The sequence below is a fragment of the Alicyclobacillus acidoterrestris genome (assembly GCF_022674245.1).
GTDB lineage: Bacteria > Bacillota > Bacilli > Alicyclobacillales > Alicyclobacillaceae > Alicyclobacillus > Alicyclobacillus acidoterrestris.
This window is the reverse complement of the sequence record NZ_CP080467.1, coordinates 2,261,221-2,287,553: the sequence shown is the minus strand read 5'-3', so window position 1 is coordinate 2,287,553 and position 26,333 is coordinate 2,261,221. Positions and strand designations below refer to the sequence as shown.

Genomic DNA, 26,333 nt, shown 5'->3' with positions numbered 1-26,333 from the left:
CATGCGCAACAGTTACCCGTTGGCTTCGACGTTGAAATATTTCGCCTCCGGATGGCTGAACGCCAAGGCTGACACAGACGCTTCTGGATCCATCATAAAACCATCCGTCAGCTGAATTCCGATGTCCTCCGGCCGCAGCAGCGAAAACAGTGTCGCCTGCGATTCGAGATCAGGACATGCAGGATAGCCAAAGGAGACGCGTATCCCCTGGTAGCGGGCAATAAATCGTTCGCGCATCGTCATCGTGGGCGAATCAGGAAAGCCCCACATATCCCGGATTTGCTGATGCACACGTTCTGCGAACGCCTCGGCCAATTCAAGTGCAATAGATTGCAGCGCGTGCGCCCGCAAATACTCGCCTGCTTGTTTGAGGCGTTCGGCCTCGTGCCGCACTTGACTGCCCGTCGTCACCGCAAACATCGCGACATAATCCATCACGCCGTCCTCCACGGGCCGCACGAAATCGGCTACGCACAAGTACGGCGGCTTCGCTTGCCTTGGAAACGGAATACGCGTCCGCACCTGCTTGCCATCAGCGGCGTAGATGACCAGTTCATCGCCGTCCGCAGCGGTCGGGAAAAATTGATAGACCGCGTTGGCTTGCAACCAGCCTTTCGCCACGGCTTCCTCCATCAGGAGCTCAACCGTGTCGAGCAACGCCATCGCCTTGTCGTCTCGTTCTGCTAGCAGCTTTTCAACATTACCTGCGAGCCCGAGGTGCTTCCCAAGCAGCATCTGCAAGTTCAGATACGGACGGAGCATCGCTACTGGATAATCCCGAAGGATGTGCCGTTCGAGGTCAGGTGGCGTGTACACGGGCGCTTTCCGGTCAATGTCGGATTGCACCTTGACTGTTGGCTTTCTAACTTGAGGATTTTGCGTCTTGCCCTGTTCGACAAAACTTTGACGCTCAGCCTCATTGCGCGACAGCAGTTGATGACGCGCGTCTTCGCTCATCAACTGATTCGCGATATCCAGTCCCTCCATCGCATCCTTCGCGTACAACACGGGGCCGTCGTACTTGTCCGCAATCTTGGTCAGCGTAAACTTTTTCGTCAGCGCCGCACCGCCCACCAGGATGGGCAAGTCGATGCCCGCATGGCGAAAGTCCTCTGCCGTAACGACCATTTGCTGCGCGGATTTCACCAAAAGTCCTGACAAACCGACCATGTCTGGCTGGTGTTCCCGAATCGCTTGAATGAGTTGCTCAGGCGCCACCTTAATCCCCAAATTCACGACGTCGAACCCATTGTTGGCCATAATGATTTCGACCAAGTTTTTGCCAATGTCGTGGACGTCACCTTTCACCGTCGCCAACAAGAGCCGGCCTTTAGCGTACGTATCACTTTTCTCCATATACTGCTCGAGATACGCCACAGCCGCCTTCATCACTTCTGCCGACTGCAGTACCTCCGCCACAATCAACTCATTGTTATTGAACAGCCGCCCCACTTCCGTCATCCCCGCCATCAGCGGACCATTGATAATCTCCAGAGGTTTATAAGATTGGAGCGCCTCGTCGAGATCTGCAATCAGTCCTTCCTTCGTGCCATCGATGACGTATCTCGCGAGCCGATCCGACAGCGGCAAATCGCTGACCGCGACAGAGGGTGCCACGCGCTTCTCGCGGTACTTCGCAGTAAATTCGGCCACCAACTCGTCCGTCGTCGCAAATAACAGCCGATTCGCGAGTTCTCGCTCGTCCTCTGGGATCGATGCGTAGCGCTCAATTCGCTCGCTGTTGACAATCGCGTAGGAGAGCCCCGCCTTCGTGCAGTGATACAAAAAGACCGCGTTCAGCACCTCGCGCCCAGCCGGCGGGAGGCCAAACGACACATTGCTAATGCCAAGCAGCGTTGGACACTCAGGCAGTTGTTCGCGAAGCATGCGGATGGCTTCGACCGTCTCCAGCGCTGATCCGATATATTTCTCGTCGCCCGTTCCGACGGGGAAGGTAAGCGGATCGATAATGATGTCCGCCTTGCGCAGCCCATATTTTTCCGTCAACAATCGGACAGTGCGCAACGCAATGTCCACTTTCCGGCGGCGACTCACCGCCATCCCTTGTTCGTCAATCGTCCCAATGACCAACGCAGCGCCGTACGTGCGCGCAAGGTTCGCATAGGTCGCCAACCGCGCTTCGCCGTCCTCGAGATTCGTCGAGTTGATGATGCACTTGCCTTGCACCCGCTTGAGCGCCGCCTCGACGACATCCGCGTCTGTCGAGTCAATCATAATTGGCACCTTCACCTTGCGCACGATAAGCGGCAAGACCTGCTCCATATCGGCGAGTTCATCCCTATCCGGGTCAGCCAGACAGACGTCGACCACCTGCGCACCCGCCCGCACTTGTGTCCGCGCGACTTCCGCCGCAGCGTCGTAATCCGCGCTCGCGACCAGTCGGCGGAATTTGCGCGATCCGATCACGTTCGTGCGCTCACCGACGAGCACTGGGCGCATATCGTCGCTCAGTACCATCGCCTCCATGCCCGACACAGCATGCGCATGTTCCGCCGCGAAGGCGCGCGGGGCTAACCCCTCGATTTGCGCGGCGAGCTCGCGAATGTGCGCTGGCGTCGTCCCACAGCAGCCTCCTGCGATATTGAGCCAACCTTCGCGCGCAAAGTCGGACATTTTCTTCGCAAACGCATATGGCGTCTCCAGGTAACATCCATTTTCGTCCGGCAGACCTGCGTTTGGATGGCAACTGACCGCGCATTCTGCAAGCGCGGACAGGGCACGAACGTGATCGCGCATGAGTTCTGGACCTGTCGCACAGTTGATACCTACTGCAAACGGCCGCATATGTTCCACCGACAGGTAAAAGGCCTCAATGCTCTGCCCAGCGAGCGTCGTCCCCATCGGTTCAATGGTGCCGCTAATCATGACGGGAATTTCCCGCGCTAGTTTCTCTGCGACGCGATGGACGGCGATGCCCGCAGCTTTGACGTTCAGCAAATCCTGCGATGTCTCGATGAGCAAAAAGTCCGCGCCGCCGACCATCAACCCTTCCATCTGCACAGCGTAACTTTCCACCAATTCGTCGAACGTAGCGCCACCGGTCACCGACAGACTCTTCGTCGTCGGACCGACAGACCCCGCCACAAACCGAGGCTTCGCTTCGGTCGCAAACGCGTCCGCCGATTCGCGTGCGAGCGCAGCCGCCTGGCGGCTGATTTCAAACGCCAAATCTGCCAAATCGTACTCCGCGAGGACAAGCGGTGTACTGCCAAACGAATTGGTTTCGACGATGTCTGCACCGGCTTCAAAATACGCGTCGTGAATCCTCCGAATGAGGTCTGGACGCGTGATGTTCAAATATTCGTTACACCCTTCCAGCGCGGGACCACCAAAGTCATCGGCCGTTAGGCCACTTTGTTGAATCATCGTCCCCATCGCGCCGTCCAGGATGAGAATGCGTTGTTGGAATAAATGCTCAAGCGCTTTGGTCACGGTGTCTCCACTCACATTTCTCTGGACAATTCATTTCTGGCCCATTGTAACACAGGCCGAATAGTCCGACTACACACTCAATTCACGCTTTCAGTGAATTGACGGGTGCCGCCTTCACTTTCGCCGCCTGTCGATATGTAAGACAAAGCGGCGGAATTAAGAGAGCCATTAGCACGGCGCCAATGCCACACGCGTTTTGCAAGCCGACGTAATGAACAAGGCTGATAAAGAGCGGCGCGCCCACCGAGAATCCAAGGACGTACGCAGCGTTATAGATACCGTTCATCGCCCCGCGCACAGCGTTTGGCGACTCGTCGCCAACCACCCAAGTGAACACCGTCGTCAAGACGGCTGACCCAGCCCCCCACAAGGCGCTAATCATCAACAGCGGCAGCCACGAACGCGCATCGCCAAGCCACCACGTAGCGCCGGCAAGCACAATCAGCGCGCAAAGCACCAGCCTGTGCAAATGCCGCACGTGCGTGACTTTCGCAAAAATAAATGCCCCAACTACCCAGCAAAAACCAAGCGGCAAAAACAAAAATCCATTTGCCAGCGACGTGTGCGCACCACCATAAGCCAGTGGCATCATGGCCGAGATTCCAAAGTAAATCACGCCAAACACCATCGCACCGAGCACAGTGGCCGCAAGAACCGGCATCCGAGCCGCGACGCGCAGGGACTGCACGTAAGCCTCGTACGTAATTCGCTCTTCATTTTCAGCGGCTTGATTTGAAATGTTCAACCGCACGGTCGACACGGCCGCCAGGATAGCGCTGCCATAGAGGACGAAAACGGCCTTCCACCAAATGGCCGCGGCCACTCCGCCCAGAAATGGCATCATCGCCTCCGCCACGGCAATGGCTCCGGCAAAAAACGCAAACGCGCGGCGCCGCGCAGGACCCCGCGGGTACATATCCCCAATCATGCTATCGACCATCGGTTGAATGCCTGCGGATCCCACCCCCATGACGCATCGCCCAATGAGAATCAGGACGGGATTATCAAAACCGATAGGCACCAAACCGCCAATGGCGAACAGACACAAGCCGACGACTAGCACCGCCTTGCGCCCTAAGAAATCGGAAATCATACCAAGCACTGGTGTGGCACAGACATAGGCAATCGCGTACGCCGTCACCATCCAGCCGACAAATCCAAGCGAACGGTGTAAATGGCTTGCCAGCTCATCCTCCGCTGGGAACAAGACGGAGTTCGGCATCATCGCCACCACCGACGCAAACATTAAAATGATTAGTCCTGTGCGGTTTCTCATACCTCTACTCCTCACTTCACACGCAAACGGCGCAATCGCTACGACCAGCCGATGACGTCACTCTGGCCATCATAACAAAAATTCGCGCCGACATGGAAAAACGCAGGAGGAATGTCCCCCTGCGCTTTGTGAAGGTGTGAATCAGCCTGGTCTTTAACCGTTTGAATGCCGCCGTCCGTGATCGATATTCACACGGTGATACTGTTTCCACGGGACTACCCCGTCCAGGCGTGTACTCATCATGTGATTGCGTCGCGCAACAAACGACTCAAAATGACGATTCATGTCTAACGCACCGACGAAGGTAAAGTTCTCATTGTGGTTCTCGGTATGCTGACCTGACATCATCCCACCCCCGTCTTGGTTTACCCGGGAATGGGTCTTCCCATGTATGCTTATCGCCCGATGCGCTCGTTGAGCCAAGCCGCAACGTCTGCAATCGCAACGCGTTCCTGCTCCATGCTGTCGCGATGGCGAATGGTCACCGCGTGGTCGGTCTCTGATTCAAAGTCGTACGTGATGCAATACGGCGTACCAATCTCGTCGTGGCGGCGGTACCGTTTCCCAATCGATCCCGACTCGTCATAATCCACACTGAACTGCTTGGACAGACTGGTGTACAGTTGTGTCGCCGCCTCGCTGAGCTTCTTCGACAACGGGAAGACAGCGGCTTTGTATGGCGCAATCGCTGGATGCAGGCGCAACACCACGCGCGTGTCGTTCTCGCCCACTTCCTCTTCGTCATACGCATCGGCGAACAGCGCCAAGAACAGCCTATCTACACCGATAGACGGTTCAATACAATACGGGATAAACGGCTCTTGCCCTTCCTCTTGCACGGTCATGTTTTCGCCGGAATGCGTGGCGTGTGCCTTCAGGTCATAATCTGTCCGATCCGCCACACCAAGCAACTCACCCCAACCAAACGGGAACTTGTACTCGACGTCGGTCGTCGCCGTACTATAGTGAGACAGTTGTTCTTTTTCGTGGTCGCGCAGTCGCAGGTTCTCCTCTTTCATGCCGATAGACAACAAGAAGTCATAACAGAATTGGCGCCAGTAGCGGAACCACTCCATGTCTTCGCCGGGCGCACAGAAAAATTCCAGTTCCATTTGCTCAAATTCCCGCGTGCGGAACGTGAAATTGCCGGGCGTGATCTCATTGCGAAAGCTCTTGCCAATCTGGCCAATGCCGAAGGGCAACTTTTTGCGCATCGCGCGCTGCACGTTCTTAAAATTGACGAAAATCCCCTGCGCTGTCTCTGGGCGCAAGTAGACCTCGTTGGCCGCCTCTTCGGTGACACCCTGGTGGGTTTTGAACATCATGTTGAACTGGCGCACGGACGTAAAATCTTTCGCGCCACACTCAGGACACTGTACGTCATATTTGACGAGCAACGCATCCATCTGCTCAAATGGCAGGCCGTCGACAATAATCTCCTCACCACGGGCTTCTGCCGCTTCCTCAATCAGCTTGTCTGCCCGATAGCGCGACTTACACTGGCGGCAATCCACCATCGGATCATTAAAGTTGCCCACGTGCCCGGAAGCAACCCAAACGCTCCGGTTCATCAAAATCGCCGAATCAAGCCCAACGTTGTACGGGTTCTGTTCAATAAACTGACGCCACCACACCTGTTTGATATTTTGTTTCATTTGAGCGCCAAGTGGGCCGTAATCCCATGTGTTCGCCAATCCGCCGTATATTTCCGAGCCCGGGAAAATAAATCCGCGGCGCTTTGCTAATGATACAAGTTGTTCCATTGTCGTTTGCATGGTTGTCCTCCCGTGACCATTGAATACGGCTATCATAGCGGAATCCATATGAAATAAGCAACGATTTCCCCTGATTTCAGGCAATTTGTGCCGGTTGTGGGGACCCTGTGTATAATGAAAGCAGTGTCCTTGCGAATGGGACGTCATTCGGACATGCGCATTGTTCCCGTTCAATTGTTCATATGCAACGGAGGGACCGCAACTGATGCAGTGGCGAGGAGGAGCATGGAGATGATACAGACAAAGATAGAAATGGTATTTCTCGATATCGACGGAACACTATACGCAAACGGAGCGCTTGTCCCAAGCGGTGTTCACGCGGTGGAACAATTGCTACAAAAAGATATCCCGGTTGCACTGTGTACTGGTCGATCCGTCCTTCACGCACAACACGTCCAGGACGAATTGGGCGTGCCCTACGGCATTTATTTTAACGGCGGCCTTGTAAAATCGAGATCGGATGAATTGTTCAAAGCGCCCTTCCCAAGCGAAGACGTAGAGGCGATTGTTCGTTACGCCGACCAATTTGACATCCCCACGGTCGTGCATACGCACGCCAAAGCCGTCGCATTTGAACCGATTCCGCCACAATACGAACCCGTACTGCGGTCCTTCGATTTTCCGGAGATTGAAGTCATCAACAAAGACTTCGACATTCTTCAAACCCTGCCAATTTACCAAATCAACGCCTTCATGACGCCCGGGTGGGACGCCGAGTTCGAAGCGCGTTTTAAAGGGTGCTACATCTACCGCTGGAACCCGAACGCCGTCGACTTTCAACGCCGCAAGTCGGACAAATCCATTGGCGCACTGCATCTGCTCAAGCACCTTGGCATCTCCCCAGAACATGCAGTGCACATCGGCGACGGCGGAAATGACGTCGGGATGTTTCGCATCCTTGGCCACTCCTATGCAATGGGTAATGCGGAACCGGACGTCAAACGCGCTGCCAAACGCGTGACCGCTGACGCGCTCGACGACGGCGTGGCGAAAGCCCTACTGGATCTCGGTTTAATTGACGCTATCGCACGCTGACGCGCGCTCGTTGTAGCTCGTTCAGGCACTTGTAGCTCGTTCAGGCACACGGTTCCGTGAGATGTCTCCGAGATGTGCTGCTGTGCGCGCATGCGCTCAGCTCATCGCGTCGTGATGCCGCCACGAGGCGAACAAACGTTTGCCATCTGTGACCAAATTGTGATACGATGGAGACAAATAACGGTAAGGGATGTGTTCACCGTGAGCCAGCTCACCGCCCGACAAGAAGCGATTCTCGCATTTATCCGAAAAAGTGTACATGAAAAAGGATACCCACCATCGGTTCGGGAAATTGGCGAAGCGGTCGGGCTCGCATCCAGTTCAACCGTTCACGGCCACCTCGAACGGCTACAGCAAAAGGGATTCATTCGCCGTGATCCGACGAAACCTCGGGCACTAGAACTGCTGTCCACCGAGGACGACGCGCGCGGCAGTGAACCATCTGCCATCACGCAGGCACAAGCAGTGATGGCGCCAATCGTCGGCCGCGTGACGGCCGGGTTGCCGATTACTGCTTTCGAAGACGTCCAAGGGTACCTCCCGTTACCAAGCGATTTTGCGCGGGAAGAGGAAATCTTCGTACTAAACGTCACTGGCGACAGTATGATAGAAGCTGGAATTTTGGACGGAGACATGGTGATTGTGCGCCGTCAGTCGAACGCCTTCAACGGGGACATCGTCGTGGCCATGACCGAGGACGACGAAGCAACCGTCAAACGCTTTTACCGGGAGAACGGACACGTCCGCCTCCAGCCAGAGAACAGTCAAATGGAACCCTTGATTTACCCGGAAGTCACCATTCTCGGCAAAGTCGTCGGGGTCTTTAGGAATCTGCGCTGATACAAGGCAGACTGGATTCGCTGCGAAAAGTCCGGTATTTTTCTATAGCAGTCGAGTAAGTCGGGGAGTTATCCTCCCCGACTTCTCACGTCTATCGACATACAGGTGGCTGTTCAGACAACTACAAAACATCCACGAGTGAGCCGCACCTCTTAACGCGCGGTTTCCCTCACGCGTCCATCCCACACACGATATCGCGTCCCCATTCACATTTTTTGATACCTCGCACTGTTCGGGGATACCGGCATTTTCGATAAGCAAACAGCGACCAGACCGCCTATCACAAGACAACACACAACGTTTATCATGCAGGCAACCCCGGCTAATGCGCCGAATGCAGCGCTTGCTATAACTGCAGACAATACCGTATTGCAGATTCCAACCTCAAACAACTCGCTCTGCACAGCAGTAGGCTTAAATCTGAGTACACGTGCGTAAAGACCGCCAATGCCCACTGCAAATGATTTGCAAGACAACACATGCCAAAATAGGAAGTAGGACGGCTACATGTTCAGATACAGCAGACTTGCTGGGGCGACAATGCCAATCACAACCACATAAAGCGCCAAAGCGGAAAGGACAGAGGACGTCCCCAAGGTGGCCAGGTGTCGCCAACGCTTGCGATCGTATATTTGCAGTGCTCAATTTGTGGTTCACAAAAGCATTTCTACCAACATGCCGAGACAAAGCAGCGATGATACGTTTTGCCGATAATTTTATAGTGTTGACTGAAGTCTACGAGGACGCAATCGGTTTTGGGGAGGCATTTAGTAGAGTCCAATATACTGTGTAAAAAGGGATGGCGCCCCGGGGCATAAAATATGAGCCATCCGTGGAAATATCTTCTTTCACACTCGGCCGGTGATAGAAAGCCGCTTCTCCAGCCACCAGAAAAATCATTCAACACAAGACCATTTTCATCCTTCTGATGGTGCCGCCCCAGCGGCATGGGGGTCTATCCTGAAAATCAATGGCCACCAAGGTGTGTAGGAGGGCAAACTGAACTAAACCCATCGGCAATGAGTTTATATGGATAATTATACCTGTTCGCCTTGTGAATTCCTAAGCCGAATGCTTTATCTCAACTTCCAGACCAAGAGACTTAAGCTTTCGAATTGCTTGCTTGGCGATTGCGTCTCGCTTGAGTGTTTCGTAATAGGTGGGTCCGAGTTCAACGTAGGGCTGACGCCGTTTTAAGATGTAGTACACGATGGTCAAGATACTGTGTGCCACTGCAATCGCTGCCCGATTTTTCCCTCGACGGGCCCCAATCCTGTGATACTGGGCAGACAAATAGGTTTGCTTCGTGATTGCCGCTGCACGAGCAGCCTCAACCAATGCCGTTCTTAGCTTTTGGTTTCCTTTGCGGGTTTTCCCCGATTTTCGTTTGCCTGCGCTCTCGTTGTTTCCTGGAGCCAACCCCGCCCATGAGCACAAATGGGCAACGGACGGAAATTGAGCCATATTTGTCCCAATCTCAGCAAGCAATTGTTCTGCTCGTCGACCCACACCCGGGATGGTGTCAACCAACTCTAGCTCTTCCTCAAAAGGGAGCATACGTTCCTTAACCTCTTCATCCAATCGGGTAATCTCTTCATCTAGGTAATCGATGTGACGCAATTGTGCCGCCAGCATCATCCGTTGATGGGCCCCTATCAGCCCATGCAGTGCCTTTTGCAGATCAGCCTTTTTAGATTTCAATCGGCCTTTCGCTAACTCGGACAATGCCTTGGGGTCTTCTTCTCCATGAATCATGGCATCCAGTATTGCCCGGCCTGATTTCCCCAGTGTGTTACTGGCGACCGAAGACAACTTGATGTTGGCTCCCTCCAGTACCTTCTGAATTCGATTCACCTCTCGTGCTCGCTCATCGATGAGGCTACGGCGGTAGCGAATTAACTCTCGTAACTCACGCTGTTCACGGTTGGGGATATAGCTAGCTTGTAGCAATCCATGCCGCAAGAGCCCGGCAATCCACTCAGCATCTTTCACATCTGTCTTGCGGCCTGGAACGTTCTTCATATGCTTGGCGTTAACCACAAGCACGTCGAAATTCGCGGATTCGAGAAGATTGTAGATTGGCTTCCAAAATGAAGCAGTACTTTCCATCGCTACATGAGTACACTCATGCTCCACCAACCAGTCAACCATCTCCAACAGATCCTCCGTCATGGTTGAAAATGTACGGATGTCTTTGCCATTGGGCGTTAGAGCACAAGCGACTACCATCTTCTTATGAACATCTAGACCACAACAACGTTCATAGACTATATCCATGCGAATCCTTCCTGGCAACTGGTCATATTGAAGGGCTGGTGCAACGACCATTGTTGATCATTCTATCCTGCGTGCTTCCCAGGCCGGGAGCGACATTCTGTGGTGCACCAGGTCGTCGTAGTCAGTCTATTGAGCGGGCTCAAGGCACCAGAGTGGAACGACCTGCCTTCTCCAGCCACCAGAAAAATCATTCAACACAAGACCATTTTCATCCTTCTGATGGTGCCGCCCCAGCGGCATGGGGGTCTATTGACTTAATACCACAAAAGAAATCGCTCCATTCGGTTTATGTTTGCTTGTCACTTACATTTTACCGGATGAGCGATTTCTTTTTGCGTATAAACAGTAAATTTACACAGACTTAGATCAGAATAAAATGGCGTTATCTCAGAAAATTATGCACATCTGTCTTGACAGGACGGGGATCAATACGAATCAGGGAACTCACCCCAGCCTGCATCACTGCTTGGGTGAGAACCCTCAGCCCTTCTTTCAAGAAATCTACATCACCACCTTTTATCCGATCTTGCGAATTAACTCCAAAAGTGCGATCTTATTCGTATAAGCCATCGAAGTGCCTCCTCTACTGATTGCTGCACTCTTTTAGTAGATTGCACTCGATGGCTTTTTCGTCAAGATTCAGCCTCCTGAATTTACACCACTACTTGAGACTCTAACTGGTCGAGGCGAGCCGTGGAGTAGCAAATCCACAATCCTGCGCTGCGTGACTGCCTTTATACTTCCCTCTATGCGAGTTGTGTGATAACAAGGTGTGCTGACACTGGCCTTGTTCCTCCAGCGAGAGGAGTGATGGTTAGGGCCGTTGATTCGCCAGTAGGATTCCGTACAGTGAGTACGGAATTGACGGCTGTCGTTGTCACAAGAGCCATTCCTACTATCTGCGAAGTACCGGTTGCTCTTCCGACCACCGTATAGGCTAGGTCAGCACCATTCAGAGTTAAAATGAGTTGGCCTGCTTCGGTCACACTCACCTGAAACAAGACCTGGTAAGTGCCAATAGCACCTAAGTTAAATGAGCTGGGACCAGTACGGGTAATAGTAGTCCCACTAGTAGGTCCATCTTCCGGAAAACTTACGTCTGTACCTGGAGCAACTGTTGCTGAATTATCAGGAGGCATCAATGCATAAAAATCTGCGAAGTTTAATACCCCAGCAGGTCCAGTTGCACCGGTAGGTCCAGTTGCACCGGTAGGTCCAGTTGCACCGGTAGGTCCAGTTGCGCCAGCAGGTCCAGTTGCACCGGTAGGTCCAGTTGCGCCAGCAGGTCCAGTTGCACCGGTAGGTCCAATTGCGCCAGCAGGTCCAGTTGCACCGGTAGGTCCAGTTGCGCCAGCAGGTCCAGTTGCGCCAGCAGGTCCAGTTGCACCGGTAGGTCCAGTTGCACCGGTAGGTCCAATTGCGCCAGCAGGTCCAGTTGCACCGGTAGGTCCAATTGCGCCAGCAGGTCCAGTTGCACCGATAGGTCCAGTTGCGCCAGCAGGTCCAGTTGCGCCAGCAGGTCCAGCAGGTCCAGTTGCGCCGGTAGGTCCAGTTGCGCCAGCAGGTCCAGTTGCGCCAGCAGGTCCAGTTGCGCCAGTAGGTCCAGTTGCGCCAGCAGGTCCAGTTGCACCGGTAGGTCCAGTTGCACCGGTAGGTCCAATTGCGCCAGCAGGTCCAGTTGCGCCAGCAGGTCCAGTTGCGCCAGCAGGTCCAGTTGCGCCGGTAGGTCCAGTTGCGCCAGCAGGTCCAGTTGCGCCAGCAGGTCCAGTTGCGCCGGTAGGTCCAGTTGCGCCAGCAGGTCCAGTTGCGCCAGCAGGTCCAGTTGCACCGGTAGGTCCAATTGCGCCAGCAGGTCCAGTTGCGCCGGTAGGTCCAGTTGCGCCAGCAGGTCCAGTTGCGCCAGCAGGTCCAGCAGGTCCAGTTGCGCCAGTAGGTCCAGTTGCGCCAGTAGGTCCAGTTGCGCCAGCAGGTCCAGTTGCACCGGTAGGTCCAATTGCGCCAGCAGGTCCAGTTGCGCCGGTAGGTCCAGAAGACCCTGTAATTCCTCTGATTATGACTTTAACTTCTTGTTTGACACCGCACCTACCTTGCCTGCGGTCGCACTGTGGGAGACGTGCCGTTTTACATCGACAAGGCTTATGCTCGCAACGCCGACAACGTTCTTTTTTACATTGACAATGCCTGCGTCGGCAACGACGGCAGCATTCAGACATAAATTCACCCCCTACATGGTGTTTTATAGTTGTATGGGGGGGGGGCTTGATTTGAAACGGCACTTGTTTGTCCCTTGTTGCATGTCTAGGGGGTCCGACATTTTGACGGTGACATCTTGGAGAGGTGAAGAATAGGGATGAGGAGACTAACATAATGGCTGTGAGGTGTTTAGATGATTAACATCAGCCTCTGTATGATTGTAAAGAACGAATCAGAAGTCATTTGCCGATGCCTGGACTCCGTGAAGGACATCGTAGACGAAATCATAATTGTAGACACGGGTTCTACAGACAATACAAGAGCAATCGTTAGTCGGTACACTGACAAAGTTTTCGATTTTGAATGGGTCGATGATTTTGCATCTGCCCGGAATTTTGCATTCAGCCATGCTGCGATGGGCTACATCTTATGGCTCGATGCAGATGATGTGCTTCTGGAGCCTGAGAGACAGAAGTTGCTTCAATTGAAGCAAACCCTTGATCCTGCTGTCGATGCAGTTTCTATGCATTATCATCTTGCATTTGATTCTGAAGGAAATGTGACTTCCAGCGTGCGGCGTAATCGCTTAGTCAAACGACTCAAGGATTTTCAATGGCACGGAGCTGTACACGAGTATTTAGCGTGGGCGGCCACATTCTAAATAGTGATATTGCCATTACTCATCGCCCTATTGAGCACGACTCTGATCGCAATCTTCGCATTTATGAACGACGACTTGCTGCAGGTGAGACATTCACCCCTCGTGACCTTTTTTATTATGCAAATGAATGCATGGATCACAAAAAATATGAACAGGCCATCGAATATTACCTGAAATTTCTAAATTCAAAGCAAGGGTGGGTTGAAGACAATATTAGAGCGTGTGGAAAATTGGCCGATTGTTATAACCATTTAGGAGATATTGAACGGGAACGAAAATATACACTTCAATCATTTGAGTATGATATTCCACGTGCAGAATTTTGCTGTCGGCTTGGATATGGATTTATGCAAAAAACTGAGTGGCAGAAGGCGATTTTCTGGTACAAACTTGCCACTCAACTTGAAAAACCAAAGGACAGTTGGGGGTTCTTCAACGAGGTCTGTTGGACGTGGTTGCCCCATTTACAGCTCTGTGTTTGCTATGATCGATTAGGCGAACACAAATTAGCTTATGAACACAATGAAATTGCACGTAAATATCGACCTAATGATGAACAGGTGTTATACAATAAAAAATATTTAGAGTCTGTGATCAACAAGTAAGCGTAAAACGCAGCACAGCGGGGGTTCCAAAGGTGCTTCGGTACTGAGGGACACTCCCCGTTTTTATCTGAGCGTTTTGCAGATTTATAAACTCCCGCAGGGCAAGGGCTCTTAGGGCATGAAAAAGGACTTCACCCCAACCTTCGAGAAGATTTCAAGTGACCAAACCAGAAATTTTCGAGGAGGGAAGTCCTACTTGTATCTTCCCCAACCATCGCTCTTTTCCTTTGAAGACTGGCTAGAAATTGACTCCAGCGATCGTCTGCCCTTGTTCTTTGCTGTCTTGGATTTATAACCCTATGCTTCGAAGTTGAGAAAACAGTCACCCCAAGGCGCGAAACCTATCAATCGTGAAGCGATTCTGCGTGCACTGCTGGCTGCTCCGCTTGAAGGAATCTCAACGTTCACAAGGCTTCATGAACGGTTGGCGCGAGATATATGCTTTCGCTACCAGTGTGGGTTTCGAATCGACGAAGCAGCCCCGTCGGTCTCCAGACTGAGTCGCGTGTTTTCAGCCGTTGTTGAGTTGGGTCTCGCTGAGAAGCTCTTCATTGACCTGGTCAGTCAATGTAAAGAAGCGAGCATCATCAACGGACGCCATTTGGCTGTGGACACCGCGAGTGAACTGCCAGTTGCTTTGGATGTCACACCAGCGAACGTCTTGGATGGTGAGATGGCGGCACCATTACTGGAACACGTCGTGACGACGCACGGTTGGGAAATCGATTTTGTCATGATGGACGCTGGATATGATCAAGTCAAAAACTATGAAACGGTTCGTCAATATGGTGCACAGGCGATTATCGCGATGAACAAGCGCGGTGAAAAAGAACCGCCTGAAGGAATCGCATCGGACGGGACGCCGCGTTGCACGATGGGGTATGGCATGGTGTATTGGGGTGCGGACGGTGACCGACTAAAGTTTCGCTGCCCGCACGCGGTTGGGAAGGTGGATTGTCCGCTTGGAATCGCGGCATGTTCCGAATCCAACTACGGTATGGTGGTCAAAAAGCGGATCACAGAAGATATTCGGCGGTACTGCACACCACACCGAGGCACGCAGAATTGGAAGTTGTTATACAACGAGCGAACTGCTGTAGAGCGTTGTAACGCAAGGCTTAAGACGAATTTGACGGCGAACGACGTCCATGTCCGAGGCATCCGAAAAGTAAAGACACACATGTTCCTCAACGCGATCATGTTACTTGCATCGGCACTAGCTGTGAACCATATCGAACGACACAAGAAGACTGCATAAATCATAACGAGTTGACCTGACGAGAAACCGTTAGAATTCTAGTATATGGAAAACCAGTCTACTTACCTTAGGTGCTGTTCCTTTTTCACCTCTACCAAAACGATCATTCTGCAAAACACTCATTTAAGAATAAGGGTTATCCAACGCAGCATTGATGGCCTTGGATAACCCTGATTCATCGAGATTCTTATCCTTACTTCTGAACTGTTGTGGATACCTGGATTTTCCCACTGACGATACTCTGCTTGAGTTGATTCACTTCATCGACGACGCTCTGTGGCACGCCCTTCATCGCCGGCGTGATGCCTACGCCATCGCCCTTTAATCCAAACGTTTGAACCCCCGACTTGAATGTGTTGTTTTTGACCGATTGAATCACGTCAAACACGGAGGTGTCTACGCCCTTCGTAGCGCTTGTGATAATATTTTGCGGCGCTAGGTAACTTTGATTGGTATCCACACCAATAGCATATTTGTTGGCTGCCTTCACGGCACTGATAGCACCCTGTCCACACCCACCAGCTACCGGGAAGATAATATCAGCACCTTGAGACAACTGATTTTGGGCATATTGACTGCCTAAACTTTGGTCTGTAAAGCTATTCGTGTAGGAAAGAAGAACCTTGCCACTTGGATCTTCTTTCTTAAATCCCTGTTGAAATCCAGCAATGTAGTTGTTGACTGGCGGTGCTGATTGACCGCCGATGACACCGACGACATTTTGCTTGTTTAAATTCGGAAGTCCATTGCCCTTCTCAAGTAAGCCTGCCATAGCGCCTGCAAGATACCCTGCGTCTTGAGAGTCATAGACAGCTGAGGTGACATTAGGCCGATCCGTAATCGTATCATCGATAATCATGAAATGCGTCTTCGGGTACTGTTGAGCCACTTGTTCCACTGCATCGTGCATCAAATAACCCACTGCTATCACCAAGCTGTATCCCTGGCTCGCAAACTTGCTTAGGTTTGGCACGTAGTCTGACTCAGATTGCGACTGCACAACACTCGATTGAATCCCAAGCTTTTGTTGCGCATCTGTAACACCCACATACGCTAGATGATTGAATCCATTGTCATTGAGCCCGCCCGTATCTGTTACGAGTCCTACTTTCACTGTACTTGCAGTTGTAGATGCATTCCCAACGGCGTTCGCGCCCGATGTATTGCTAGGCTGGGTCGTACGATTCGTACCGCATCCTACCACTAAACTCATGAGTGCCAATGCAGATGCTGCAGTTACAGTGATCTTTTTCAAAGTTGACCCCCCAAAATTAAAAAACCTCGACACCGAAAATAGGCAGCGTTTCAGCTTCCCTTCGAGGAGTCGAGGATTACATGGGCGTGATCGATGAATACTGATGCTGCACGACGGTGCAAACATCCCCCTGTATCATCCGTAACGTCCTCGTAGTCAAGTGATTCCGGTCACTTGGTAGAGACTGCCGAGCCTATTCTCAGCGTTATACGAGGCATTTGAAATTCGTAGCCATTCTACATTTATCGACATATCGCGTCAACACGTTAAAAATTCACGTATAAGCTCAAAAATTCTGCTCTCTTTCATTTGAGATGTGCGATGCGTCCGAGTTGTGTGTGATGGATTAATGGCCCGGATCCACCCAAATTGAACTCATTGGGTCGTACAGCACTGGACTGGTGTAGAAACCGTGCACCCATGGTTGAACCGAATAGTAATCAATCATTTGAATGGTGGGAATCCATACCGCATCAGACATCACTTGGTTGATGACCTTACCATACAATTCATCACGCTGAGCCTGGTTCGTATCGTTTTGCGCCTCATTCAACCATTGGTCAACCTGTGAATTATCGTAGTTGGTGTTGTTGTTGGTCGGGGCTTGATCCGAATTGAACAGCGTGTTCAAAAAATCAGACGCGTCTGGGAAATCCTGAACCCAACCGCTTTGGTACACCTGCGCGGTACCAGACATGGCCTTGGTCAGGAAGTCCTTCCAAGTAACATCGTGAATTTTAACCGTAATGCCGATATTCTTCATCATCGCTTGGAATGCTTGGTCTTCTTTCATAGCGACTGATGTGTTCTCATCCCACATATCCACAGTAAGACCATTGCGATATCCAGCTTTTGCAAGCATTTCTTTTGCTTTCGCAACATTAAGACCATACTTCGCATCGCTGTCCAAGTTCTTCACATAGCCTTCCATCGTGCTTGGAAGCGGTTGATTGAGCGGGAGCACAGCTCCATTATTGATCTTCACGAATTGGCTGTCGTCAAAGCCATACTCCATAGCCCGACGAACGAAGACATTGCTGAGCGGGTTGGGTTTTCCATTAATTGTATTTGCCGTGTTCAATCCAATGTAGAAGATGGAATTCGCAGGTTGCTTCAGAACCAGCTGCTTATATTTTGGTGTGTTCATGATAGTAACATATTGCGAGGCTGGAATACCATCGCCTCCGATTAACCACGGACTCATGAAAGCTGTTTGCCCTTGCTCCCAATGTAATGCATCTACTTGGTCGTTGTTGTTGACGTTGATAGTCACTTGATTCAGATATGGCAACTGTTGTCCCCATTGATCCTTTTGCCAGTAATGCGGATTCTTGACCAGCACAACTTTGTTCTGGTTGTTCGTCTTTAATTCGAATGGGCCAGTCCCCATCGCTGATGTCGTGTCAAATGCTGCATTGCCAACTTTCTTGACGTAGGCCGGATCAACAGCAGACAGGAATTGCATAGCTAACACTTGAAGGAAGAATTTCTCGGGCTTCGACAAGGTGAGTACAAGCGTATATTTATCTGGTGTCGAAACACCGCTAATGGTCTTTGCCGTTCCATTGTAGTATGCGGTAGCGCCCTTAATAATCTCAAAGAATGAATTGCCTGGAGATGGTTTCGGGGTCATCTTCTTATCAAGAATGCGTTCCAGTTGGAAGACGAAATCTTGAGCTGTGAGCGGATCACCATTGGAGAACGTAACACCTTTCCGAATCTTGAACGTGTAGGTTAGGCCATCGGGGGATACTGTGTAGGACGATGCTAGTTCCGGAATGATTTTGTAAGTATTCTTATCATATGTGACAAGTGATTGATAAATCTGTGAGTCGACTTCAGCAGAAGTCGTATCGTATGCAACAGCTGGGTCTAAATCAGGTACAGCTTGCGTGGAATCCAGTATAATCGAACCACCCTCCACTGGTTTCTGACCGCTGGTGGACGCTGTTTCACTAGAGGAATTGGCATTGGTGTCTGCAGATTTACCAGATGAAGTACTATTTGTTCCACACCCCGCAAGGAGTGCAGCGACTACAGCAACCGACGTAAAAGCAGCTAGGCCTTGTTTCCAAGACGATCCCATTCGATTTCCCCCATTTAGTTTTAGTCACCCTACATTTGTTTGAATATTGTTTCTTTTGTATATTAAAGCGAAGCCGTTCGTCACGCAATAAAAAATGTAGAAAAGCTAACGTAGTTTTTAAAATAAGGATGTAAAGTCATTTTTAATTGTTCTGTTGAGGAATAAAGATAACACAACAATCAAGACGTTATCCGTTTCATCGATTAATGGATCGAAAATACTGGAGGGGACATGGTTTTCTACCGGTAAATTAGACAAAGAAAAGGGACGCTGGTTCAAAGCGTCCCTTTTCTCGCGGTGATAGACCGCATCACAATGCGATACTCAGCCGTGGAAATAATGACCTTCTTCGAGCGCCGAGATCAGTGAAGCATGCACTGGCCGCCAGCCCAACTGTTGTTGAGTGAGCGCACTCGACGTTGGGTTGTCGGCCGACACAAACGGGCCGAAAAACCCAAAGTGATCATTCGCCTCTTCGCCAGAAATACTGACCACAGGAAGGTTTAAGTGCTGTCCGATAACACGGGCAATGTCACGCAGTGGCACGCCCTCATCACCGACCCCGTGCAGAACAGCTCCCGCTGGAGCTGATTCCAATGCCAATCGAAATAGGCGAGCTGCATCGAGATAGTGCACTGCCGGCCAGCGGTTGGCCCCGTCACCAACATAGGCCGAAATCCCCTTCTCACGAGCAATGTCGATCAGCATGGAGACAAAACCGGCCTTTGTCTCTCCGTGCACAGAAGGTGCAAGACGGACGACCGATGACCGCACCCCGCGCTTCACTAGCGCGGCAACCACATTCTCCGCCCCGGCGCGCGGTACTGCTGCGTCGACCCTGACATTTTCCGTCCCCACCTGCCCTCGCGGGAGTGCGAATGCGAGCATTAATGTCCCCGAGGTGACGACAAACGGTTTCCCACTGCCGTTAAGCACCTCCCCCATTGCCTCGACGGCACGAAGGTCTGATGCAACCGCGCCTTGATAGTCTGAGAAGTCGTGCTTAAATGCCAGATGAATCACGCCGTCTGCCGCAGCGACCCCACTGCGAAGGCTGTCCAGGTCATCCAGGCTTCCCCGGTGCACCTCGACTCCTGCAACCTTCAATGCTTCGGCAGACTTATCCGAACGAGCAAGGCCGACCACCTGATGCCCTGCCTCGACAAGTTCACGAACAACGGCGGAACCGATAAAGCCTGTCGCTCCTGTTACAAAAACGCGCATGATAAAGTCCTCCTTCAGCCACTCAGCACTGCAATTTGTGCTTGCCGACGCAATTTTGTGATGTCTCGATTCGGTGGACTTCCAAAAAAACGACGATAGTCGCGGTTAAATTGAGAATCGCTCACGTACCCTACCAAACGGCAGGCAGTGGTCGCGTCCAATTGGTTGGATAACATCAGGCGCCTCGCTTCTTGAAGCCGCAGGGCCTTTTGGTATTGAAGCGGACTCATCGAAGTCACTGACTTAAAATGCTCGCGGAAGGAGGAAACGCTCATGTGTACTAACTCAGCGAGATCCGCAACTTTCATGTTCAACGCGAAGTTCTCCTGAAGCCAAGCAATGGCCTTCGCAACGCGCTGCACACTCGAATTCACCAAGCCCATTTCCGCAACGTGAACACCAATCGGGCTCCGTAGGAGCCGAATTAAAATCTCATCCATTACAAGTGGTGCGAGTAGCTCCATGTCGCTAGAGTCGGACAAGCACTCCACCAGCCTGCTGAAAGCGTTAAGCGTTCCAAAATCGGCATTCACCACGTAACCCGCACGCCAACGACGGACCGGAGGCAATCCCTGAGGATAAATTTTGAGCGCTAATTCACCAACTCTTTGTGGGTCGAGATCCAATCGCACAGCTAAAAACGGTTCAGTATCACTAGCTTGTGTAGTCCGCATGGCAACAGGTAGTGCAACAGGGGCCATGAAAATACGCCACCCGCTGTATTGATAGCGCTCATTCCCCACCGTTACGACCTTAGCCCCCTGAGCGGCAATGCCTACGGCGGGCGAATGAACCGTATGCACATATTCTGCGTCTATCCGGGAGCTACGTCCAAGGTACAAGCCGGGAATTTGTTGGGCAAAGACTCCATCGTGTGGCGTATGGTTGTGAATCAGGCTTGCCAGACGTGTCATTTCCGCTTGTAGCACATCTTCAACATTACCTGGATCCACCGGAACCAACGGTTGTTCTGACGCACCCATACTGGCTACTCACCTCCCGTGTAATCTAGTTTCTCGCGAAACCACGTTGACACAGAACTATGTCCGAGGGCGGACCATGGTCGGTTTCCAAGATATCTACTCGAACGAACCCGCTATCTGAATTAACTCAGCCTCAGACAAATCGGGCTCATTCATTGACCGTTTTGCCCCAGATTTCGAGGAGGCTAAGTCATACAGAATTCCATTTTTAATCCACCCTAATTGAGATACAGATCCGTTATTGGAGAAGTAAGCTTTCGTGCCATCGGATAATGCGGTATTGGCCTCGTTTCCCGTAGTAGATAATAGTGTTGCATTGTTTGCCACGCCTGCTGCACTTTCCTCTAATACCTCTAACGGTTTACCACCACCCATGTAAATATCCATATGATGATAAAGGTTCTCCCCCTGAGCAATTCGGACATCTTCGATGGAGAATGGAATTTTAGTAGGCAATTCAAGACCTTTTAAACCGGATTTTTTGATTGCACTTTTCAAGATATTTAATTGTGATTGCGGTACATTATGTAAAGCAGAGTAGCTAGGATTCGACTCTGAATGACATCCAGATACCATCAGTACGATGCAAATGCTTATCAGCGAAGCCTTTACGAAGCGCATATTATATCCCCCCACATGGATATGTGTTCCACATCCACATGGTGTAATCCTTGTAAATCACAACTAAATTTTACTCAGAATAAAAAATAGCAGGTCCCGTGCTTCACGAGACCTACCCTCTTCGTCCTGCGTGCACTTGATGCCACACGTGACAAATGACATCAAACTATCCGTGACTCAGTAAAGCGTTTTAATGGCTTCAGAAGTAAACGGTACCAACTCATCTGTCCGCCCGTCACGGATCTTTTTTGCCCAAGCAGGGTCAACCAGCAGTGCCCGCCCTACAGCTACTAAATCGAATTCTTCGCGTTCCAACCTTTCGATCAAACCGTCTATCTTAGCGTTTCCAGCACCTTTTCCTTCAGTAAACAGACTCATAAACTCACCGTCTAGACCAACCGATCCGACCGTAATTGTAGGTTTCCCTGTCAATTTCTTTGTCCAGCCGGCAAGATTCAAATCTGAGCCTTCAAACTCCGGTTCCCAAAACCGTCGAGTTGAACAGTGAAAAACGTCAACACCCGCTTCGATCAACGGTGCCAAAAAACGCTCCAGTTCAGCAGGTGTTTTCGCTAACTTTGCCGCATAGTCACTCGACTTCCATTGCGAAAATCGCAGCACGATAGGAAACTCAGGTCCAACAGCACGGCGGCAAGCTTCAATGACCTCAGTCGCAAAGCGAGTTCGCTTTACCATGTCACCACCATATCTGTCTGTGCGAGTATTCGTTTTTTCCCAGAAGAATTGATCAATCAAATATCCATGCGCACCGTGAAGTTCAATGCCGTCAAAACCTAGCCTCTTGGCCTCGGCTGCAGCTTGTGCGAAGGCCTCGACGATTGCGACAATCTCCGATTCCGCATAGTCGTTGACATTCCCTCGTGCACCCATGTGCCAAATCTGCGGAATGATGCGTCCACCTGCTTCGTGGACCTGATTGACCACGTTTGCCCAGCCTTGCAACGCCGATTCACCATAAAAGTGCGGAACGTTTGCTTGATTGGACGAATCGGGGTGGTTGATCACCGTACCTTCTGTCACGATAAGGCCGACGCCATTCTCGGCCCTGCGACGATAGTATGAAGCAACATCCGAGCCCGGAATTCCGTTTGGTGAGAATTGTCGGGTCATCGGAGCCATCACGACACGATTCGATAACATGGTATTGCCAAATTTAAATGGTTGAAACAACGCTTCAACAGATTTAGAAGAGTTCATCATGTACCTCCAGATATCATTGAATATCGAGCTGATTTTTGGAGTGCATATTCAGAAGCCTAAACGTGTAAGACGCCTTCATCTGTACGTCCATACTTGCAACTGGTTTTTTTGACTTTCTGGTCAACAACAATCCAAAAAAGTTCTAGAGAGCGATGAGCGCAAAAGAAGTACGTAGAACCGCCTCAATCTTCTCTCTAGATGCACCTCTTTTTTCCATTATTTTCGCACCTAGAATCGCATTGGCCAGATGTGCTGCAAGTTCTTTGCTCGTGTAATCGGTCGTAAGAAGATGCTGCTCCTGACCGATTTGGATGACCCCCTCAAGAATTCGCTCCATTTCAGTAAACATCATGTCTACTTCACGCGTTACTTCCTCGTCGTCCGTTCCGAATTCCAGCGCAGAATTAACCATTAAGCAACCTCTGCAAACTGCTTCGTCTACTGGCGAAAGGATTGCATCACGTATAGCTTCCAGATTCTTTAAAGGGGATACATCATTTTTAGTTAGATGTTCCATGTGTTCTATACTCTGTTTTCGATACTGCTTCAGTGCCCTTAAAAACAGGGAGCGCTTATCATCAAACACACCATACAAGCTTTGCTTTTTTACACGTGTCGCACGCGTAAGGTCCTCATAGGAAGTAGCGTTAAAGCCTTTCGTCCAGAACACGTCCATACACTGGTGAAGCACATGTTCCACATCGAACTGTCTTGGTCTGCCCATGGGTGCCATCATATCGATTTTTGACCACGAAGTCAACAATTGTTCCCAAGCAAACATTCTGAGCAAGATTTCCTCACTCCAGATTATCGAACGAAAACATATAGCTTGACTAAAGCTAATACCATTAGCTACACTCATTCTTAGCTAATGGTATTAGCTAAGAGGAGGAGTTCAAATGGCTGGTTCGTCATATACACGGCTTTCGCCGGCTACACAATTTCTTGAACGTCCTGGTGGCAAGCTGGCATTCGAAGTAAGCGGAGACGGACCACTTGTCATCTGCGCACCAGGCATGGGTGACCTGCGCTCGGTGTATCGCTTCCTGGCGCCTGCCCTGGTTGAATCAGGCTTCCGCGTAGCCTGCATGGATCTTCGCGGGCACGGAGACAGCGACGCCACCTTCGATGAATACGACGACGTGGCCGTTGGCCGCGATATGTTGGCGTTGTCCCAGTACTTGGGCCCCCCCGCTGTATTGGTCGGCAATTCGATGTCAGCCGGTGCGGCCACATGGGCCGCCGCTGAAGCGCCTGACCTCGTTGCCGGCTTGGTACTCATCGGCCCATTTGTGCGCAATGCTCCGGTTCCCTTCCTCATGGAGCTGGCTTTTCGGCTCGGACTCCTACGCCCATGGGGTTTGGCAACATGGTTGTGGTACTATCGAAAGCTATACCCGGGCCATTCCCCGGCAGATCTCCGAACACATATTGAAAGGATTCGTACGAGCCTTCGCCGCACCGACCGGTGGCGCGCCTTTAAAGCGACGACGCGCACATCCCACCAGCCGGTTGAAGCCCGGCTTTCTGAAGTCGCGACGCCGACCTTGGTCGTCATGGGGACCAACGACCCGGACTTCCCCGATCCCGACGAAGAAGCCCACTTCGTGGCCGATAGGCTTGGCGGTCAAGTTGTGATGGTGCCACATGCAGGTCACTACCCCCAGGCAGAATTTCCGGAAGTAGTTGCCCCGGCCATAGTGCAATTTTTGAAGGAGGGATATCATGCCGCGCGCTAATCTGACGGCTGCAGTCATTGTCGAGAAGGCGGTCGAGTTTGTGGATGCCAATGGCTTTGAACAGCTGAGCATGGCCGAATTGGCTCGCCTGCTGGGCGTGGCAACGCCCAGCTTGTACAAACACGTGTCCTCCCTTGGCGGCATCCAAACGGCAATTGCCGAGCGTGGCCTCCGCGAACTCCGAGACGCGTTGCGTGAGGCCGTCAACGGTCATGTCCAAGACAAAGCCTTGGAACGCGTGGCTGACGTTTACCGATGTTATGCTCACGCCCACCCAGGACGCTATGCGGCCATTCAAAAGGCTCCTGACCCCAACAACGATACACTCCGTATCCTGAGCGAAGAATTGTTGGACATTCTATTTGGCATTCTCGCTACTTACGGTCGATCCGGCACACAAGCCGTCCACGATGTCCGCATGTTGCGCTCGGCGTTACACGGCTTCGTGCTACTTGAGGACGTCGGTGGCTTCGGAATGCCCCTGGATGTGGATCATTCGTTCCACCACATGGTAAAGGCACTCGATACGGCCTTTCGCACACCTAACCTTGGAGAGGACGAGTCGTAAACCGCCAATTCAGGCAGTCCGTGGCATGATATGCTATGGCACCGGAACCGTCAGCAATCGGGATAAAACGGAGTTTGTTATTGGCGCTCCTCCCTGAGAGCTCCGTCGAAGAGGTAGGCCAGTCTCTCTGCAACGTTGTCGCCCATCTCGGCATCTTCCGCTGCGACCTTTGCGCTGCGGAGGAACATGGCCTGCTCGTACTCGGTGATCGCCCTCTCGATGTCATTCGGGTGCGCGGCAAGGGCCTTACCGAGCTCGGCACCGTCGTACATGGCTAGGTTGGCGCCCTCGCCGTTTGGTGGCGTCAGATGGGCGGCGTCACCGATCAGAGTCACCCCAGGTACCCGATCCCATCGATGCCCAGTAGGCAAAGCGTAAATGGGACGCAGAACCGGCGTGGTGTCTCCGTCGGTGATCAGTGCGGTTAGCTCCGGTGCCCAGCCGTCGAACGCTTGTGCGATGCGAGCGGTGGCCGCGGCGGGATCGGTAAAGTCAATAGCAGCGAACCATTCCTGTGGCCGGGTAAGCATCACGTAGGTATGGATGGTCTCGCCCTTTTCTCGATGTGCAATGATTAACTTTCCTCCAGGCGCGGGTGCAAACATCGATCCACCGCCCACCGCTTTGGCTGTAGCCGGGTGTCGGCTTTCGACGTCGAACAGATAGGTCTCAATGAACGACTCGCCGGTGTACTGAGGTATCGCAGGGGTGAGCAATGGCCGAACACGTGACCACGCACCGTCCGCGCCAACGAGCAGGCTCGTGATAACGGTACGCCCATCGGCGAAGGTCACCTCGTGACGTCCCCCGCCCAAGGCACGGATGCTAATCACCTTGTGCCCCCACCGGACGGTGCCTGCCGGAAGCGAGTCAAGCAAAATCTGCCGCAGTTCACCGCGCTGCACCTCGGGGCGTCCACCCGTACCGTCATCGACTTGGTCGAGCAGGACGGTTCCGTCTGGGGAGAGAATCCGCATGGCCTGGCGGCCCTCCAGGATGATGCCACGAAACGCATCCATCAAGCCGGCTGCCTCAAGAGCGAGCTGCCCGTTGTAATCGTGGATGTCGAGCATTCCACCCTGTGCACGCGACGTCGGCGAAGGCTCTGCCTCGTAGACCGTAGCAGGGATTCCGTGGACGTGTAGGACACGCGCGAGCGTGAGGCCGCCGAGTCCGGCGCCAATAATTGTGACGGGTGTGCTATTCCATTCCGTTTGATTACCGTAATTGTTGTTAGACATCATATAAAACCCCCTTCTGTCT

18 protein-coding genes, 3 pseudogenes and 1 riboswitch are annotated in these 26,333 nt (G+C 51.9%); of the genes and pseudogenes, 6 read left to right on the top strand and 15 right to left on the bottom strand.

Features of this window, described 5'->3' with window-relative positions; genetic code table 11:
- Nucleotides 1-12: 12 nt before the first annotated feature.
- From metH to K1I37_RS10835, 4 genes are all read right to left on the bottom strand, one after another.
- On the bottom strand, nucleotides 13-3,453 hold the full coding sequence (gene metH, locus K1I37_RS10850; protein WP_021298183.1) for a methionine synthase: 3,441 nt from the start codon (nucleotides 3,451-3,453) through the stop codon (nucleotides 13-15).
- Nucleotides 3,454-3,535: 82 nt separating this feature from the next.
- Nucleotides 3,536-4,729 (bottom strand): MFS transporter, encoded by a 1,194-nt coding sequence (locus K1I37_RS10845; protein WP_021298184.1) that lies wholly within the window; start codon nucleotides 4,727-4,729, stop codon nucleotides 3,536-3,538.
- A 153-nt stretch (nucleotides 4,730-4,882) separates the two neighbouring features.
- Nucleotides 4,883-5,074 carry a hypothetical protein gene (locus K1I37_RS10840; RefSeq protein WP_021298185.1) on the bottom strand — a complete coding sequence of 64 codons (192 nt, stop codon included), beginning with the start codon at nucleotides 5,072-5,074 and terminating at the stop codon, nucleotides 4,883-4,885.
- A gap of 50 nt (nucleotides 5,075-5,124) precedes the next feature.
- Nucleotides 5,125-6,504, bottom strand: a complete 1,380-nt coding sequence (locus K1I37_RS10835; RefSeq protein ID WP_021298186.1) for a glycine--tRNA ligase — start codon at nucleotides 6,502-6,504, stop codon at nucleotides 5,125-5,127.
- A gap of 231 nt (nucleotides 6,505-6,735) precedes the next feature.
- Between K1I37_RS10835 and K1I37_RS10830 the strand changes: the two genes are divergently transcribed.
- Both K1I37_RS10830 and lexA read left to right on the top strand, forming a co-directional pair.
- Nucleotides 6,736-7,539: a Cof-type HAD-IIB family hydrolase gene (locus K1I37_RS10830; protein WP_021298187.1), complete on the top strand. Its 804-nt coding sequence runs from the start codon at nucleotides 6,736-6,738 to the stop codon at nucleotides 7,537-7,539.
- Nucleotides 7,540-7,740: 201 nt separating this feature from the next.
- Nucleotides 7,741-8,379 carry a transcriptional repressor LexA gene (lexA, locus tag K1I37_RS10825; protein ID WP_021298188.1) on the top strand — a complete coding sequence of 213 codons (639 nt, stop codon included), beginning with the start codon at nucleotides 7,741-7,743 and terminating at the stop codon, nucleotides 8,377-8,379.
- A 1,062-nt stretch (nucleotides 8,380-9,441) separates the two neighbouring features.
- Here lexA and K1I37_RS10820 read toward each other — a convergent pair.
- The 3 genes and pseudogenes from K1I37_RS10820 to K1I37_RS10815 form a co-directional block, all read right to left on the bottom strand.
- Nucleotides 9,442-10,656, bottom strand: coding sequence for an IS110 family RNA-guided transposase (locus K1I37_RS10820; protein ID WP_242215898.1), 1,215 nt, complete (start codon nucleotides 10,654-10,656; stop codon nucleotides 9,442-9,444).
- Between the two features lie 433 nt (nucleotides 10,657-11,089).
- Nucleotides 11,090-11,226, bottom strand: a pseudogene (locus K1I37_RS22070) (IS256 family transposase); the annotation flags it as partial.
- A 592-nt stretch (nucleotides 11,227-11,818) separates the two neighbouring features.
- Nucleotides 11,819-12,637, bottom strand: coding sequence for a hypothetical protein (locus K1I37_RS10815; RefSeq protein WP_242215897.1), 819 nt, complete (start codon nucleotides 12,635-12,637; stop codon nucleotides 11,819-11,821).
- A gap of 405 nt (nucleotides 12,638-13,042) precedes the next feature.
- Between K1I37_RS10815 and K1I37_RS10810 the strand changes: the two are divergent.
- Together K1I37_RS10810 and K1I37_RS10805 are read left to right on the top strand one after the other, a co-directional pair.
- Nucleotides 13,043-14,115: pseudogene (locus tag K1I37_RS10810) on the top strand (tetratricopeptide repeat-containing glycosyltransferase family 2 protein).
- A 196-nt stretch (nucleotides 14,116-14,311) separates the two neighbouring features.
- A pseudogene (locus tag K1I37_RS10805) lies at nucleotides 14,312-15,373 on the top strand (transposase).
- Between the two features lie 193 nt (nucleotides 15,374-15,566).
- Here the strand turns inward: K1I37_RS10805 and K1I37_RS10800 are convergent.
- From K1I37_RS10800 to K1I37_RS10770, 7 genes are all read right to left on the bottom strand, one after another.
- Nucleotides 15,567-16,628, bottom strand: a complete 1,062-nt coding sequence (locus K1I37_RS10800; RefSeq protein ID WP_021298029.1) for a BMP family lipoprotein — start codon at nucleotides 16,626-16,628, stop codon at nucleotides 15,567-15,569.
- A 133-nt stretch (nucleotides 16,629-16,761) separates the two neighbouring features.
- Nucleotides 16,762-16,861: riboswitch (purine riboswitch) on the bottom strand.
- A 113-nt stretch (nucleotides 16,862-16,974) separates the two neighbouring features.
- Nucleotides 16,975-18,714 (bottom strand): ABC transporter substrate-binding protein, encoded by a 1,740-nt coding sequence (locus tag K1I37_RS10795; protein ID WP_021298030.1) that lies wholly within the window; start codon nucleotides 18,712-18,714, stop codon nucleotides 16,975-16,977.
- 324 nt (nucleotides 18,715-19,038) lie between these two features.
- A complete protein-coding gene (locus tag K1I37_RS10790; RefSeq protein WP_021298031.1) occupies nucleotides 19,039-19,938 on the bottom strand; it encodes an SDR family oxidoreductase in 900 nt (299 codons plus the stop codon).
- Between the two features lie 14 nt (nucleotides 19,939-19,952).
- Nucleotides 19,953-20,921: an AraC family transcriptional regulator gene (locus tag K1I37_RS10785; protein ID WP_021298032.1), complete on the bottom strand. Its 969-nt coding sequence runs from the start codon at nucleotides 20,919-20,921 to the stop codon at nucleotides 19,953-19,955.
- Nucleotides 20,922-21,017: 96 nt separating this feature from the next.
- On the bottom strand, nucleotides 21,018-21,542 hold the full coding sequence (locus K1I37_RS10780; protein WP_021298033.1) for a hypothetical protein: 525 nt from the start codon (nucleotides 21,540-21,542) through the stop codon (nucleotides 21,018-21,020).
- Between the two features lie 177 nt (nucleotides 21,543-21,719).
- On the bottom strand, nucleotides 21,720-22,760 hold the full coding sequence (locus K1I37_RS10775; RefSeq protein ID WP_021298034.1) for an NADH:flavin oxidoreductase: 1,041 nt from the start codon (nucleotides 22,758-22,760) through the stop codon (nucleotides 21,720-21,722).
- Between the two features lie 145 nt (nucleotides 22,761-22,905).
- Entirely contained in the window at nucleotides 22,906-23,487 is a 582-nt protein-coding gene (locus tag K1I37_RS10770; protein WP_031219151.1) for a TetR/AcrR family transcriptional regulator, read from the bottom strand.
- Between the two features lie 175 nt (nucleotides 23,488-23,662).
- Between K1I37_RS10770 and K1I37_RS10765 the strand changes: the two genes are divergently transcribed.
- Nucleotides 23,663-24,502: an alpha/beta fold hydrolase gene (locus tag K1I37_RS10765; protein ID WP_021298036.1), complete on the top strand. Its 840-nt coding sequence runs from the start codon at nucleotides 23,663-23,665 to the stop codon at nucleotides 24,500-24,502.
- Nucleotides 24,489-25,070 (top strand): TetR/AcrR family transcriptional regulator, encoded by a 582-nt coding sequence (locus tag K1I37_RS10760; RefSeq protein WP_021298037.1) that lies wholly within the window; start codon nucleotides 24,489-24,491, stop codon nucleotides 25,068-25,070. Before K1I37_RS10765 ends, K1I37_RS10760 begins: the two co-directional genes overlap by 14 nt.
- A 77-nt stretch (nucleotides 25,071-25,147) precedes the next feature.
- Here K1I37_RS10760 and K1I37_RS10755 read toward each other — a convergent pair whose 3' ends face one another.
- Nucleotides 25,148-26,311, bottom strand: coding sequence for an FAD-dependent oxidoreductase (locus K1I37_RS10755; RefSeq protein ID WP_051189596.1), 1,164 nt, complete (start codon nucleotides 26,309-26,311; stop codon nucleotides 25,148-25,150).
- Between the last annotated feature and the right edge of the window lie 22 nt (nucleotides 26,312-26,333).